8 protein-coding genes and 3 pseudogenes are annotated in these 16,043 nt (G+C 40.1%); 3 read left to right on the top strand and 8 right to left on the bottom strand.

The genetic code is table 11. The annotated features are described in order from the left end of the window. The first annotated feature begins 144 nt into the window (after positions 1-144). Positions 145-756, top strand: a complete 612-nt coding sequence (locus DYH27_RS01610) for a master DNA invertase Mpi family serine-type recombinase (protein ID WP_004351612.1) — start codon at positions 145-147, stop codon at positions 754-756. Continuing rightward, positions 757-1,716, top strand: coding sequence for a TaqI-like C-terminal specificity domain-containing protein (locus DYH27_RS01605; protein ID WP_025068183.1), 960 nt, complete (start codon positions 757-759; stop codon positions 1,714-1,716). It abuts the gene before it with no gap. Here the strand turns inward: DYH27_RS01605 and DYH27_RS01600 are convergent. The 3 genes from DYH27_RS01600 to DYH27_RS01590 form a co-directional block, all read right to left on the bottom strand. After that, positions 1,713-5,063, bottom strand: coding sequence for an Eco57I restriction-modification methylase domain-containing protein (locus tag DYH27_RS01600; RefSeq protein ID WP_025068184.1), 3,351 nt, complete (start codon positions 5,061-5,063; stop codon positions 1,713-1,715). The two genes, DYH27_RS01605 and DYH27_RS01600, sit on opposite strands and share 4 nt — an antisense overlap. Positions 5,064-5,069: 6 nt before the next feature. Then, positions 5,070-8,384 carry a helicase-related protein gene (locus DYH27_RS01595; protein WP_025068185.1) on the bottom strand — a complete coding sequence of 1,105 codons (3,315 nt, stop codon included), beginning with the start codon at positions 8,382-8,384 and terminating at the stop codon, positions 5,070-5,072. A gap of 286 nt (positions 8,385-8,670) precedes the next feature. After that, on the bottom strand, positions 8,671-11,559 hold the full coding sequence (locus DYH27_RS01590; protein ID WP_081640803.1) for a TOTE conflict system archaeo-eukaryotic primase domain-containing protein: 2,889 nt from the start codon (positions 11,557-11,559) through the stop codon (positions 8,671-8,673). Between the two features lie 220 nt (positions 11,560-11,779). Here DYH27_RS01590 and rhuM point away from each other — a divergent pair, with 220 nt between their 5' ends. Beyond that, on the top strand, positions 11,780-12,772 hold the full coding sequence (gene rhuM, locus DYH27_RS01585) for a virulence protein RhuM/Fic/DOC family protein (protein WP_025068187.1): 993 nt from the start codon (positions 11,780-11,782) through the stop codon (positions 12,770-12,772). Positions 12,773-12,841: 69 nt separating this feature from the next. Here rhuM and DYH27_RS01580 read toward each other — a convergent pair. The 5 genes and pseudogenes from DYH27_RS01580 to DYH27_RS01560 form a co-directional block, all read right to left on the bottom strand. Continuing rightward, a pseudogene (locus DYH27_RS01580) lies at positions 12,842-13,299 on the bottom strand (phosphohydrolase). A 29-nt stretch (positions 13,300-13,328) separates the two neighbouring features. After that, positions 13,329-13,573, bottom strand: a pseudogene (locus DYH27_RS01575) (cell filamentation protein Fic); the annotation flags it as partial. Positions 13,574-13,589: 16 nt separating this feature from the next. Then, the gene (locus tag DYH27_RS01570) at positions 13,590-13,946 is read right to left on the bottom strand and encodes a hypothetical protein (RefSeq protein ID WP_081640804.1); all 357 of its coding nucleotides are present in this window, start codon (positions 13,944-13,946) and stop codon (positions 13,590-13,592) included. A gap of 362 nt (positions 13,947-14,308) precedes the next feature. Beyond that, positions 14,309-14,767 (bottom strand): annotated as a pseudogene (locus DYH27_RS01565) (DUF6078 family protein). 26 nt (positions 14,768-14,793) lie between these two features. After that, on the bottom strand, positions 14,794-15,627 hold the full coding sequence (locus DYH27_RS01560) for a CPBP family intramembrane glutamic endopeptidase (RefSeq protein WP_025068188.1): 834 nt from the start codon (positions 15,625-15,627) through the stop codon (positions 14,794-14,796). Between the last annotated feature and the right edge of the window lie 416 nt (positions 15,628-16,043).

The raw sequence follows: 16,043 nt of genomic DNA, 5'->3' as shown, positions 1-16,043 counted from the left end.
CTACACTAAATGTTAAAAATGACAGCAAACGGTTTTAAAACTTATAATTAGTTTGATAATGGACCGATTCTTTCTTATATTGCAAACTATAGACTTTTTCCGTTTAAAATACAACAAAGTACAACCTATTAATAAAAAAAGAGTATGATATACGGATACATCAGAGTAAGCAGTGACAAACAAACTGTAGAGAACCAACGTTTTGAGATTATGAACTTCTGTGAACGTCAGAAGCTCAAGATTAATGATTGGATTGAAGAAACAATCAGTGGGACAAAGAACTATGACAAGAGACAATTGGGCAAGCTATTGAAGAAAGTGGATAAAAACGACATCATCATTTGCAGCGAACTGTCACGACTTGGGCGTAACCTGTTTATGATAATGGAAATTCTCAATATTTGTATGAACAAAGAATGCCGTGTGTGGACTATTAAAGACAACTATCGGCTTGGTGATGACATACAAAGTAAGGTGCTCGCCTTTGCCTTCGGGCTGTCAGCAGAGATTGAACGCAACCTAATCAGTCAACGTACAAAGGAAGCATTGGCAAGGAAGAAGGCAGAAGGAAAGATCTTAGGCAGACCTAAAGGGCGAAGAAATAATCCTGAAAAATATAAACTTTCTGGTAAAGAAACACTTATTATTGAACTACTAAAAATCGGGACATCACAACGCAAAATAGCCAAGCTATGTAAGGTGGATCGTAACACACTCGCCCGGTTTATCAGACTGAAGAATTTGGCGGAAAGTTGAATGCGCATTTTCGTGCAGCAAGAGCTGGTGATGTGCGACTTTAATACAGCAGACAGCTGGGTCATATTATCTCCAATAGAGCAAAGCATCAAACGCAAGATAGAAGCGGTGGGAATACCTTTGAAGGATTGGGACATCAATATATATCGTGGTGTCCTCACTGGTTGTAATGAAGCTTTTATCATTAATTCTACAAAACGTAAAGAAATATTGGCAAATTGTCAGTCTGCTGAAGAAAAGGAAAGGACGGAGGAACTTATTCGACCTATATTGCGAGGACGTGACATTAAACGATATGGTTATGAGTGGGCAGATTTATGGTTAATATATATCCCATGGCACTTCCCTTATCAGTTTGATAATTCTATTCAGGGCACATCAGAGAAAGCTGAAAGAGCATTCAAGGAACAATACCCAGCAGTCTATTCACATATGTTACAATATAAGGATCCATTATCAAAGCGCAATAAAGCAGAGACGGGTATTCGTTACGAATGGTATGCTATGCAAAGGTGGGGAGCAAAGTATTGGGAGGATTTTAATAAGCCAAAGGTTATGTGGAAGATCATAGGGTGCAATATTAATTTTTGCTTTGATGAAAATCGCCTTATATGTAACAATGCTGTAGATATAATGGTTGGTAAAAAAGATTATCTTATACAATTTGTAGGTTTAATGAACAGTAAATTATTTGACTGGTATCTTAAACTTACAACGGAGGCAGAAGTACAAGGAGGCGGAATACAATTGTATGTTACAACATTAGAAAAGACCTTATTAAAACTTGATTTTCCAAGGTTCTTAACAGAAGTTATTTATAGGAGGATACAAAATAAAGCATCAGATGAAGAAGTAGATAAAGCTGTTTTTGAAGTTTATAAACTTAATATAGATGAGCAATTATTTATACTGCAAAATAGGAGGGTTAATCGGAATAAAGAGGCTGATAGAGAGTTTTAACATCTCTCTATTTCCTCTATTTCTTCCTTAGAAAATCCATAAGAGTCGTATATTAAACTATCAAGTGTCTCTTGTATCTCTTGTGAAAAATGGTTTTGTAATACTTTACTATTTTCGATTATTTTCGGGTTACTTACAGGTGGTATCGGAAATCGTATCAATGATTGAATATTGAGCATGATGTCACCTGCACCTGTCGTATCACTATTTTGATATATGTAATATCTTCCTACTTTACTGCACAAATAGGCAAGAATATAATCATTCCTACTTCCTGCAGATATAAAACTTGCAGGGGCTGTTAGAAAAGTTCCTGATGAGACAATTGAGAAAGTTAGATTTCTGCCTACCGCTTTCCAGCAAATATGTGGTTGGAAAAATAAGTCCCAATAACTAATGCTGTCTTGTGTCTCAAACCATTTATTGTTGGTTTTCTTACGAGACTTGAACTTTTTCCCATTAATCTCGTGAATAATTCCCGTCTGTTCTAACCGCTCTATACTGAACGATAAGAGGTACTCTTTCACAGCAGGATACTGCTCTATATCATAATGACGTGAAGGGAAAGTCGCAATTAACCACAATTTTGCCCACTCATAACCATATCGTTTAATGTCACGCCCCCTAAGAATAGGTCGAATAAGTTCCTCCGTCCTTTGGCGTTCCTCGTCTGATTGGCAGTTCGCAAGGATTTCTTTTCTTTTCTCAGTGGAGATAATAAAGGCATCATTAAATCCAGTCTTTATTCCATAGTTAATCTGGATATCCCAATCTTTTAAGGGGACACCCACTGCCTCTATCTTCTTCTTAATACTTTGCTCTATGGGAGAAAGGATAACCCAACTGTTAGAACCAGCCTCTGTAAAGTCGCACATCACCCTCTCTTGCTGCATGAAAATGCGCAGATTATCAATACAGTTCTTATGCTTCTTATTTGCTACAGCGCAGGCTGTTTGATGACGTGAAGTTGATTTTGAAAATAATAGAATATTTGTATCAACTGTAGCACTTTCAAAAACCTTTACTTCTTCAAAATATATCAAGAGTTTAGTATCAGTATGATCTACGAAGAATTGGCGTATTTTCTCACCATATCCTGCACGCATCCACTTATTAGAAGTGATGAAACATAGATGCCCATCATCTTTTAGTAGTTGCCAACCACGCTCGTAGAACAAGCAATAAATATCACCTGTACGTGCAAAACATTGATAGTTGCTATCAGCATATTTCTTAGCCAATACCCCGCTGTTATTCTGCAACTGAACATACGGCGGATTCCCGATTACAATGTCGAACTTCTCATTGATACCGAACATCCATTCAGGATCGAAGAATGAGCTGACTGCATTTTGGTCATACGGATCCCATTCTGCCATCTGCTTGGCATCTTCACGATTATAGTTGTTTACATCCGACAACAAATCGGCTAACTTCTCACGTATTTCTTTATCCTTTTCTCTCAGCCGATGTTTCGTTGATGCTGACTTTGCAGAGAAATGTTTATGTCGTACTTCTCGCAGTTTCTCCTTTAGAATTTCTATTTCGGGATTCTCGAATAAATCAAGTTGTGCTTCACGCTTCTTCTTCGCAATCAGCGAATCGGCAGACACAAAGTTTGTTTCGAGATTAGGCAATGTTGGTATACCAAAGTTAGGTTTTGTCTTGTCCTTCACACAATCGCAAATAAGCGAGATGAAGAAGCGGAGTTTCGTTATTTGTGCAGCAATACTCTGAATATCGCTACCGTAAAGACATTTCTCAATGATAGACAATTTCAAAGAATAGATATCCTCCTCTGGAGAGATACGTTCTATCACTTCTACCATTTTGTTCAACAAGCCCATAGGAAAAGCACCTGAACCACAAGCAGGGTCAAGCACCTTGACGTTCTTAAGCCTCTCTACAATCGACTTATATTCATCTGCCTTTGACTTATCATAAATAAAATCTCGGCTGAAAACAGAACGTACCGTTTCATCATTCCCCAGATAAGCCATCAGGCTTTCATCAACCATATAATTCACAATCTCACGTGGCGTATAGAACGAGCCACTCTGATTGCGTGCCGTTTCCTTTGTCTCAGGGTTATAAGCTCCGAGCAAGTTCTCGAAGACCTTACCAAGCAGTTCCGGATCGAGTGCTACTTGCTGTTCCTCTGGAGAGTTCTCTTCAATAGTAAAGTTGTATCGATTCAGAATAGAGATAAGTCCCATCTCTGGTTTAAAGAACAAAATGTTCGGAACGATAGCACGATGCTTAAATCGTCCATCAGCAAAGCGCCCAACAGCTCTACTGAATCCGTCAAAGCTATAACAATGCTCAACGCCATCTATATATCGTGTCTTATCCTGACATTCAAACAAACCGCCATTAAGGAAAGGAACCTCTGAGAAAAGTTTGATTACTTCCTCTTCACTGATAATAAACAATCCGGCATAACGATACAAGGTCTTGATATCACGTTTAAGCGACTTAGCAAACCTACGAACATTTCCTTTCTCATCTTTTATCTCACGATTCAGAGTTGCAAAGAAGAGGTTCTGCAGGATTGCATTATAGAAATTACCATCAGTCTCACTGTTTGGATCAAAGTCTTTCAGAATCGTTGATAAGAAGTTGGTATCAAAGATTTTGTCAGGCACAAGTTTCTTCTGTTTAATAAACCACACGAACATGATGCGGGTTATCATTCGGATCACTTTCTTTTCTATATCATCTCTATCGTCTTCCTCTATTGCAGTGTTATTGGGGAAGGTGATATTCGACTTATCATCAACAGCCCATTCATACCACTCGAACAAATCCTGATAGAACTGTCTGGTGAGTGCTTCAACAGAGAAAGCATCTGTCACATCTTTCAATGTTTGCTTACTATCTCTTAATGTCTTAAACTGGTCTACTGCCGTTCGACACCCTCTACCTTCTCCCAAGAGATAAGTGTATCGTTTTGTATCGGTTGACAGCTTCTTATAATCACCCTGCTTATCAAACGCCCAGGATTCACTGACATACGTAAAACGCAATACAGACTCATTCTTGCGGTAACAAAACATCAGAGCACCGTCATATCCACCGCGCCAATTGCTTACAAGCAGATTACGTATAGCAGCCCGATTACGTTCGATAACGACACGATCCGACAACTCTACTTCATAGACAGCTAACGTGTGTCCATCGTGCAGCGTGATCTGTCCTAAGTATAAGGCATCTTTCGCCATATCCTTATCAACAGGGACAGATAAAGGTTCTTGTCTGAACTCGACATTATGATGAAAGATGTCGTTTAACAATTCCAGCCAATTATGGCGGTTGTATGATGATTCTATGATTGAGCGATAATCCATTGTTCTTTATTTAAATGATTCACTTAAAATAATATCTGCTTCTGTTTCTGTTTCGCGTCTCAGCTCTTCGCTGTTAAGATAATAAGCATTGTACTTCTTTGCCATCGTCTTAATCCCTTCCAAGGCCTCATCACGTCCTATCTTCTTACGTACCAAATCTTTCTGCATACGCTGTAAACGCTTTGCAATATCACTAATCACTCCACGCTCAACGAGCGATTGCAATTGTACAATTTGCATGCGTTCTTCATTGTCATGAACGTCTTGTAAGAAAAGTTTCAAAAGACTAACGGCTGTCGTCACCTGCGCACCAAGATTAGGAATGCTCTTTTTGCTGGTTATCTCGTCTATCGTCTGTTCTTGATTACGCATTTGCTTAAAAGCGTCAAGAGCCCTGCGTACATGGTCGTGATGATTTGCTATTCGTTCAACTTTCTTCTCGTTACACTCTGCTTTAAAGTATTTCAAGGCATCAATCACCGAGAGTTGCTCAGGTACATCGACATCATTTACACGGAAGAAGCATTTACGCATATTTGTTTTGAGAAATACCAGGGTGTCATCGGAGAGCTGTACACCCTCCACATCTCTTGGCATACGCCCTGTACGACTGCGAAGAGACATCTTGGCAATGCGGTTATATTCCCGACGATTGTTAAGATAAAGCGAGCGGAGCTCTTCATAGAATGGTATTTCTTCATTGAACTCCCTTTCTTCCTTTTTTATCCCCTCATTAAATAACTTATCAAGATTTCGGTCGATAATTTCTTCTTGAGAGTAAATCTGATTGTCTTCTCCAAAAGTTGTATGGAAAGTCTGTATCTTTGAGAGTGCTATTTGTTTGAGCTTTATCACTTTATCGCCTTCTCTTGATGGATAGAACACATAATTATATATCTCCTTCCCCTCTGATCCGATACGATTGACACGTCCTATACGCTGCATCAGCTTGGTAGAGTTCCACGGGGTGTCATAATTCACGATAATATTCGACCGATGGAGGTTGACACCTTCAGCCAGCACATCGGTTGTTATGATGATATTATAATCGTCCTTGCGAGAACTCTTCTTATAATTTGCGTCAAAATTTTCTTGTATCGTGCGGAACAGCTTATTACGATTAGCAGCTGTAATGACCAGTACGTCATCTCTATCAATTCTACGCTGAAGATACTCTACGGTGTCAACCGACTCTGAGAAAATCACCAATTTCTGACCGGGATTATGCGATTTCTTAAACAATTCGTGCTTCAGAATATCATTGAATTTAGCAAACTTTGAGTCGTCTTTCCCTTCGACATCAACCGTAGCCCAATCATTACACAGACCTTCCAACAGAGCTTGGTCTATTCGAAGCAACTCAATAAACCTTGGATCAAAATCTTCCGCCTTAAATACTGCATTCTTTGGATTATCTTCACTTTTCATGTTTAAGCGTTCTTCTATCTCGTCATCGTTAAGTCCAAGCTCATAAAGATGATTGATATCAAGGTCGGGAGCTATAAATACACGATCATTTTCAAACATGTTTATCATGTTCTGATTTGCATCGCGGAAACGCTCAATAGATTTCTTAAAAGCACAGAAACTGCTCTCAAGACGTTTTACCAAACCATTCTGACGTATACTTGCCAAACTTCTTGAAATTAATTCGGCATTATCATACAACCCATTTGATTTCTCTGGCAAAAGGAACGCAATTGCTTGATAACGTGCATAAGAAAGATCTTTTATCAAAACCGTCATCGCAGCCTCGAAAAGGTCGGCTACATGCTCATTCATTTCATATTCTTTCTTTACAGGGGGTGCGACTCGGGGAAAACCTTTCACGTCTTTCATATAACGTGGAATCAACTCAATATCGGTTCGTGTCCGGCGTACGGTCAACGGCTTTATAACACGTTCACGTACTTTCTCCGCAAGTGCCTTAAACTTTTTCAGATCATACGTAGGATTACTGCGTAACCTTCTAAACTCTACAATCAACGGAGCAAAGAATGATGTCAAATTGGGTACGCCGTCTATCGTAGAACAGTGTGGATCTTGGAAAAGGATAATTTCGTTATAAAGATCTGCAGGAGTATTATTCATGGGGGTGGCAGAAATCAGCATAACCTTCTTCTTAAATCCCTTGATATTCCCTTGCTCTAATCGTGGCATCTTACAAATCTTTTGTAATTCCGTAAAAGCATTGTTTGATCGTGTACGGAATTTATGAGCCTCGTCAACAAGGATAAGGTCGTACTCACCTGCATTCCAATAATCAAGATTGTCATCATCAAGTACTTTCTTTAGACTTCCATTACTGATAAAACGAGTATACCGGTCAAGTCCAAAGTCCTTAAACGTCTGCTTCCAGTTCTCTTCTACTGCAGGAGGATACACGACTAATATCTTCGTATGCTCATAACCATTGTCTATACAGAACTGTTTTGCTATCATGGTGGCAATCACTGTCTTTCCCAGACCGACCACGTCAGCCAAGAAGAAGCCATCATATTTCAGAAGTTTCTTATATCCTTCTATAACAGCATCCGTCTGATATTCATAGCCCGTATAACCTTCAGGCATATCAAACGCATTCTGAGCATCGATAGCAAGCACACGGTCTGCAAAATACTCCATGAGCATCTTAACGTAAAGTTCGTATGGCGTAACGTCTCCTCCAAGATAAGTTCCCATGATAGGACCATCCTTAATATCATCAGCCAAAATAGAACAGTCTTTTGCCTCCTCCCAAAGTTGCTCAAACTCGTCGCGAGCGAATTTCACATCTTCATAATCAGTAAGTTTCACATTAAACTCATACTGACAATCTTGACTAATCCCTAATCCATTACCACTCAAATTACTTGAGCCTGTAATTGCTGCACCAAATGTATATTCATTAAACTCCTTTGGATAAAGAAGATAAATCTTTGCATGAATCTTTTTTTTCGGGTGAGCCCGAAGTTCAAGTTTCCCACTTATCAAATCTTCTACTAACTGGAAGATACCTTCTTCAACTTCTTTCGAGTATTTCGACTGTTCTATATCTTTACGCAATCTGGCTAAATAGTCTTGTTTAACCATTTTCTCAGCTCCAAAGAAAAGCTGTCCACGATTGTTTGCCTCAACAATATACTTATCCACATCAATCCCTATAAGGATTCTCACTTTTTCAATACTATTTAGAAAAGGACGAAGCGTAAAATAACCAGAAGCTCGTAGAAACCCTACTACAGAATCTAAACATTTTATCGTAGGATTATTTTCTAACAACCCTTCAAATTCCTTCATTAAAGTATTCCCCTCTCGGTTGGTAAAAAATTTCTTAGTCATGGTGATTCTGATAAATTTTTAATAAACTTTTTGACAGTGCAAGCATTGAAAGTATACCCAAGATATTCTCCGCTTTATACTATCAGCAATGGTTGTTAGCTTGATTTAGAATGCAAAAATACAATTTTTAAATGATTAAAACAAGTGACAACCATGCTTTTTTATGATAAGAAGAAAGTTGCCTCCATCTTGCTAAAAAACTCCCATAATATGAATAAAAGTGTCCTTCTCTGTTGACAGCTACGTAAAAGGGCATTGTGATGTATTTTAGAATAAAAAGTCGACTTCATTCCATTAACGCCCCTATCAGTTCTGCGGCTAATCGTGCATTATCTGAAAGTTTAATAATATTATCTTCTTCTGTTGAGAAACCGAGCAGGTGAATGCCACCGTACCAGACGATGGATCTGTCGATGATGGCACAACTGTGAGAGAGGGTTTTATTCGTATTCACAGTGACACCTAATGACTTCAGATAATCGGTCTGTTCGTCAGACTGCTTAGACAGTACAATGATGTTAATGCCATTGACAAGTAAGTTTTTAAGCATATCGGTGAGCTGGTTCTGCTGAACATGATACAGCTTCGGAGACGAGATGATAATGGAGTGCTTGGCAGCAAGAAGGTCTTTACAGAAAGGTACAAAGAATGTCTTGCCATTGAAAATCTGTCCTTCGCTGCTTGCGAGGTCAAGGTCGGGTAAAGAATCAAATAATGCTGGAGAAGATACATCTGCCACCTTGTAGCCAATAGAGGCGTAACCTTTCAGGCGTCGTTTGTACATACTGTCATAAACTGGGTGATGAAGGTCAATGTAATCGTAGATACGCACATCTATTTTGCCGGGGTATTCACGATGAAGCCGACCGGCATACTGTGCCAGAAGTCCCTTCCATGAAATGGGCAGAGCAAGAAACAAAGTGTCTAATCGTGGGTAATCAAAACCTTCACCGACATATTTTCCCGTAGCTACAACTACCAGTCTGTTTTTTACCGGAGCAATCCTCAATTGATGAAGTGCAGTCTTTTTCTCTTTAGCAGTGCCGGACCCCGTCAACCGAATGACATCTTTGCCCCTGTCATACAACATCTGTGAAAGGATTTCAACGTGTGCCGTCCTACTGGTGAGGACCATTGGGATACGCCCGGCATCTACTGCCTTACACACATCATCAACAATCAGATTGTTACGAACCTCATCATCCACCAAAGACTGATAAAGCGAGCTGATATTCTGTTTATCTTCTGTAAGTGGCCGGAAAGATGTAAACCGAGGAATAAAGTAACGATGGAAACCTTGCTGTGCCATCAGGCTTGCTGCATTTGCAGAGAACCGGATAGGGCCGCACTGCATAAAGATAATGGGCTGATGACCGTCTTTCCTAATCGGTGTAGCAGTTAATCCATACACGTAACGAGCCGTCACGCCTTTCAACACACGCTCAAAAGTAACGGAAGAGACATGGTGACACTCATCAACTATCACCATTCCATAATCACGTACAAACGGTTTCACCTCATCTCCATCTAAACACGATTGCATCAAGGCGACGTCTATCATTCCATGTAAGACATTACCTGTAGAATCAAGGCAACCAATAGGCGAAAACGCCTTATACCTTCCTCTTCTTTTCGGGCGGTCTGGCTTTTGATAATCAATATTGAGAAACTCTGATAACCGTTCTTTCCACTGACCCAGCAAGGCTTTTGAATGGACGAGTATCAGCGTGTTGACTTTCTTATACGCTATGAGTGCTGCAGCCGCAACAGTCTTGCCGAACGCTGTTGTAGCGTAAAGAACGCCATTATCGAATGCAGAAATACAATTAACAGCCTGTTGCTGCTCTGTGCGCAGCTCACCCTGGAATGTAACGGAAACAGGCTGTCCAGGTTGGGTTTTGTCCGTCAGTGTGAAGTCAATATTATTTTTATTCAAAAAGGAGGTAACGGCATCTTCGCAACCACGCGGCATCAGTAAATAATCGTCAGTAAACTCACAACAAGATATAACACGCGGCACAGAATAAGTGGACAAGCGCATTGCCTGTCTCCGATAATACTCCGGGTTCTTAAAAGCAGCAATACGCTTCAGATGATTCAGCACCTTTGCCGACACAGCCTTTATCGGAATATACAGTTTATCGGCTTTAACTATTTCTACGTTTTCATAGATGTCGCTATTACCAATAGGTTGCACAATTGGTGGTGTCCAAGGTTTCTGTTCGTCAGATACAGATAAAGGTCCCAGCTCTGCTTGTCTATGCTCTGCTAAGACTTTCTCAACTGTCCCTGCTGTCATCTTCTTAATTTGAGAAAGGAAAGCCCACTGGTCTTGATAAGCAAGGAAGTCATCATCAACGAAAACAGTATTCAACTTTCTTCGGGCACGTCCCTGCAAGGGAAGTGCAACGAGGTTACCCAATCCCCCTTCAGGAAGATAGTCTTGATTGGGAAAGAAACGATCGTACGATTTGAACGACATTCGCCCATTCCGATTCATAGCTTCTGTAAGAATAGCACTTCCTACTTGTCGTGCTTTATAAGCTGGTAAAACATCTTCAAAGAATATCCACACATGTGCACCGTTTCCTGAACGAGATCGTTCAATGGCGTAAGGAATACTCCACTCTTTGCAGACATCTATAAAAGCCTTTACATCACCTTTGTAACCATGCTCACAGTTTTTATCATCGAAATCTGTACACAAGAAAGCGCAAGAGTTATCTGGCATTATGGTGTATAGCCCGATCACATCAAGACAATCCTCATTCCTACCTTCTAAATGCCTGTAAACGGCTCTATCATTTAATGTCTCAAAATTACGATTGGGACATTCAGCACATTTATATTGCCGCTTGTCACAAACACCTGTTCGCCATTCGTTGGTACAAACAGGCTGATAGCCACCTTTGCCAGTAGTCCGACTTTGCCATCGTCTTGCATAAACATCTTCCCTTCCTCTGAAAAGACTACGGAATAACCGGATCTTCCCATCAAGAGAGAGTCGAACTGGAGGGAAAGAAATGGGTGAGTAAGGTGATGTGTCAGGGATTTTAATCCTATCTGGCACATACGTTATCCCATGTTTACGGAGCAGAACTTTCAACCGTTCGTTTTCTCTTTCTAATGCTTCGTAACGCAGGAGAAGCTGTTGATATTGTTCATTATTCATCATAGGCTTCTATTGTCAGGTGTGGATATTGCTCTTTTCAAATGCAAAAGTACAATTCCAAATAAGTAACTGTATTCTCTCTTTAACAATACAAAATTAATAAAAATATCGGTATGAGACATAAGAAGATAGAGGCATCTTAGGAGGGACTCCAATTTGTTATAATGGAATGCTGTACAGACAGAAAAAATTATGTAACTTTGCGCCCAAACAAGTAATAACTATGAACGAGCCAATAAACCTAAACAACGAAATTATAATCTATCAGAGTGAAGACGGACAAACACAGCTTGATGTCAAGCTGGAGGGAGAGAGCGTCTGGCTTAACCGACAGCAACTTGCAAAATTGTTTGACCGTGATGTAAAGACAATAGGCAAGCACATCAGCAATGCCCTAAAGGAGGAACTAAAGGGTATGGATTCAGTTGTCGCAAAATTTGCGACAACTGCCCAAGACGGCAAAACCTATCAAGTAGAATACTATAATTTGGAGATGGTAACATCCGTAGGCTATCGTGTCAGGAGTTGTCAAGGTGTAGAATTCCGACGTTGGGCTAACAACGTCCTGAAGCAGTATCTCATCAATGGGTATGCCGTGAACGAACGCATCCGCCAGCAGCAGATAGCCGAACTGCGACAACTGGTGCAGGTGGTGGGCAGGACGATAGAGCTGCAGCCTGTCTCCACAAACGACGAGAACCATGCCCTCTTTGATGTGATAGTGGATTATACCTATGCCCTTGACACACTGGATGACTATGACTATCAACGGCTGAACATCAACAAGACAACCAGTGAGGAACTCTTCCATGCCACTTATGAGAACGCCATGCACGAGATAGAGATTCTCCGTGAGAAGTTCGGTGGATCAGCTCTCTTCGGTAACGAGAAAGACGAATCCTTCAAAAGCTCTATTGGACAGATCTATCAGACTTTCAGCGGTGTGGAGCTATATCCCAGTGTAGAAGAGAAAGCTGCCATGCTGCTCTATCTCGTAACCAAAAACCACTCGTTCTCTGACGGTAACAAACGCATTGCCGCTACGCTTTTCCTCTGGTTTATGAACAATAATGGCATCCTCTATCATAAAAACGGTTCCAAGCGCATTGCCGACAATACGCTCGTTGCGCTCACGCTCATGATTGCCGAGAGCCGGACGGAGGAGAAAGATGTCATGGTAAAGGTAGTGGTGAACCTGATTAATAAGAACAACTGAGAACGATCTACCTTCTTAGTTTTGCTTTCCTCATAGTTATATGTGATGTTATATTTTATTCAGATAATCCTACTCCTTTTTGTAACGTGCTACCCGTTCATAATCCTTTTCTGTTGGGTTAGGCAGACGAGACAGATCCATATTATGCGTAAGGTCGTGCAGCTTTACGGCGGTTGCGAGAGGGTTGTCTTTGATACGATGGATATACGTTTCCCTATCAGGTGCGAAGTGGTGATTGAGTAACCGCAAAGCCACAGTTAACTCTTCTCTTTCTGCAGCAGACAGTGGTATTTCCGACTTCTCTTCCAATAAGTTCAGAACCTCATCGACCGTGTTCGGAGTTTCTTCGCTTGCATCAAGCGAGATAGCCAACCACTTGTTCTTGCCAGGTTTGTCTCATCTTAGCAACAATCGTAAGATGCCCCGCTGAAGTAATCTACTCCAGCTTTGTCCACCTGTCCTTTGTGTAACTGACAAGCCAAGGCGGCAGCACACCTCACGAGTTCTTTTCCTTTGTTAACAGATATGCTCATAATGCATTAATCGTCGTTTTCTATTCTGGAGCTTGCAGTTTCAACTGGTTAGTGGCACTAACCAGTTCACTGTTTTCTTTTTCAACTTTGTTTTGAGATATTTCCAATAGTTTCTCGTCTTTTGATAATCATCCTGCTCGTTGATGGCAGCAATGATATCAAGTACAGAGAGCCACCGTTTATTGCGTTCCTCGTCCCATATCGCCCTTACTTCACGGTCGTTGAAGGAGTGGATTAATTTCTTATGTTGCTCTGGGTGCTCTGTCATAAATGCCCCAACTATCTTATGTGCTAAAAATATATTGTTCAACAGACTTGATATAACTTTCAAACCATTTTGCATCGTTGGGTTCTACAAATGATATTGTTCGATACTCTATATTATTTAAGTTATTTAAAACATATTTCCGTTTATCTTCATTCTTACGTGTTCCTTTTCCAAAAGGCTTAGGTAGTAGCGAAGACATTCTATATGCCACATTATCACTTCTTCCGAATAAAACATACTTATCAACTTTTGTATTTCTAAGCTGATATACTCCACTTCCAAATGGGGCTATTAAGTATTCCCCTTTTCTAGGATCTGGAAAAGACTTCCAATCACTCCATCCTGTATTATATATTTTTTCTAACTCTTCCATACATGGAATTTTAATCATGGAATTTTAATTATTCAACTTACTATATTTGACTATCCTATAATTATTGCACAACGATTTTATGTTCGTTAATACCACCTGTTAGTAGCTATAACCTACTATAGGACGACTGCAAATTTAGCAATAATCTAGTGTAAGAACGAAGAAGAAGAGATATTTCTCCTCTTTCCTATTATTTAATACGTACCCTGCTGTAACGATAACTTCTACTTAGCTTATAACAAACTTGAGTTTCATACTAATGAAGCTCCAATTTCATACGTATGAAACAATAGTTTCAGACTGATGAAACTCTTGGGCCTAGCTGATAGCACTATCGCTTGGTTACAGAGAGAAGTTTTAATCTATACATACTTATAGGGGCGCATAAGTGAAGGATACTGTTCTTCATAACTATCGAATTCAATTGCAGAGCTGTCGTAACCCATCTCTGTGAAGATATCTCTTATCTCCGCCTACTCACTCTCAGTCAGTACACGCTCCTCTCGCTTGATCCGATAATAGGCTGTGCGGCCAAAGGTATAGATAAGATTCTGTCGGATGTCATCTAAATCGGCCACCCGCACGTTGTCATAGATGCGTGAGATGCCCCATGCAAAACGTTCTTTGCGGTCGGGGTCGAAGAAAGGACAGGATTGCTTTTCCGTTATCACTTTCTCGTTCACCACCATATACCGCTCCCGTCTGCTTGTTCCGAGCATCGTGTAGGCGGTATGATGTAGGCACTGGCTGGCTTTCTCGCAGTGAGTGCCAGCACAGTGTGCGTAGTCGTAGGATAATTGGTCGTATTCTTCTTGGGTCATAGGATAGATATTGTGGATAAATGATATTATGCCAATGCTCGCTTCTTAAAGAAGAGTTGGCGGTCTTTTAGTACAACAATGATAGATACGATAAGTAACAATATTGTTTGTATGCACTTGCTGTCGGGATGGGTAGAAAATATCTCATTGAAATATCCTGCTGTAATATGAAAGATAATAGCAACAAGGATATTTCGGTTGGTTTTATAATAAAGCCAGTTCATCAAGATAACAAAAGGAAAGATACTAACAATGAAGTTCAGACTATAAAGCCAGCCCTCACTCACTACATTAGCGTGATAATAATCTTTAATACCTGCAAGAGGGAAATGCCAGACTGCCCAATAAGCTGCAAACAGCATAGATGTTTTGAAGAGACTCATTCGAGAACGGAGGCAGTCTGTTCCATAACCATGCCACGCAAGTTCCTCAAGTGTAGGTGCAAGAATAAGGAGAAACCATACAGGAAAGACACCCGAAGTGAAGGTGTAATGACCTGTAATAATGAATTGCGATGGACTGTAACCGAACAACAGAGATACTGCCATAGCACACAAGATACTTGCAGGCATCAGTAGACAGGCTGTGAGATAATATTGCCACTTATCAAACGACAGACTTAAGAATCGTCCAAGGAAATCCTTCCGAAGATCTTGATGTCGAGAGACTAACATAATGGTTAGAACCATTGGGAAGCAAAGTCCAGCCACTCCCAGCAATGGGGCTGCCCATGTGCTTTCTGAATAAACTACATGATGACTTACATAACTGGCAGCAAACCAGAATATCCATGGGATAAGGGTTGCCAAGAGATAGAAAAGTACCGTATGGCGATACTTGATGACGATGTTTTCTTTCATATTGCTTAAATGCTATCAATAATCACAGATTACATAAATAACAAGATATACATGAACAGTAATAACCAATATATCACAAAATCGACACAAATATACTTCCTACATCCCAAAGAGCCAAAATGATATACTTAAAATACTGTATATCTAATATATTTTTGATTTAGATTATCCCATGTTGAGTAAAGATATGATACAGACAAAAGACTCCTCACTAAAACATTTCATTACAGGAATAGCCACCACGAGCAGTTAAACTGTACATCCATTCCCACATAAACATAAAAAGCTACATACCACTTTTTTTTAATCATTTTGGGCAGCGTGTAGGTTGTGTGAACAAGCACAGGCTGGTTTTCTCACAGTAAGTACCAGTGCAAAGTTAGTAATCGTAGATTAATTGGTTGTATTGTTTAAGG

The sequence above is a fragment of the Prevotella denticola genome (genome assembly GCF_900454835.1).
In the GTDB taxonomy this organism is placed as follows: domain Bacteria; phylum Bacteroidota; class Bacteroidia; order Bacteroidales; family Bacteroidaceae; genus Prevotella; species Prevotella denticola.
Note: the sequence above shows the minus strand (reverse complement) of the source record. Positions and strands in the feature narration are given on the sequence as shown.

Excerpts from the sequence above, each read along its gene's own strand:
- DYH27_RS01600 (WP_025068184.1), bottom strand. The coding sequence starts at position 5,063 with ATGGATTATCGCTCAATCATAGAATCATCATACAACCGCCATAATTGG.
- DYH27_RS01610 (WP_004351612.1), top strand. The coding sequence starts at position 145 with ATGATATACGGATACATCAGAGTAAGCAGTGACAAACAAACTGTAGAG.
- DYH27_RS01590 (WP_081640803.1), bottom strand. The coding sequence starts at position 11,559 with ATGATGAATAATGAACAATATCAACAGCTTCTCCTGCGTTACGAAGCA.
- rhuM (WP_025068187.1), top strand. The coding sequence starts at position 11,780 with ATGAACGAGCCAATAAACCTAAACAACGAAATTATAATCTATCAGAGT.
- DYH27_RS01595 (WP_025068185.1), bottom strand. The coding sequence starts at position 8,384 with ATGACTAAGAAATTTTTTACCAACCGAGAGGGGAATACTTTAATGAAG.
- DYH27_RS01605 (WP_025068183.1), top strand. The coding sequence starts at position 757 with ATGCGCATTTTCGTGCAGCAAGAGCTGGTGATGTGCGACTTTAATACA.
- DYH27_RS01570 (WP_081640804.1), bottom strand. The coding sequence starts at position 13,946 with ATGGAAGAGTTAGAAAAAATATATAATACAGGATGGAGTGATTGGAAG.
- DYH27_RS01560 (WP_025068188.1), bottom strand. The coding sequence starts at position 15,627 with ATGAAAGAAAACATCGTCATCAAGTATCGCCATACGGTACTTTTCTAT.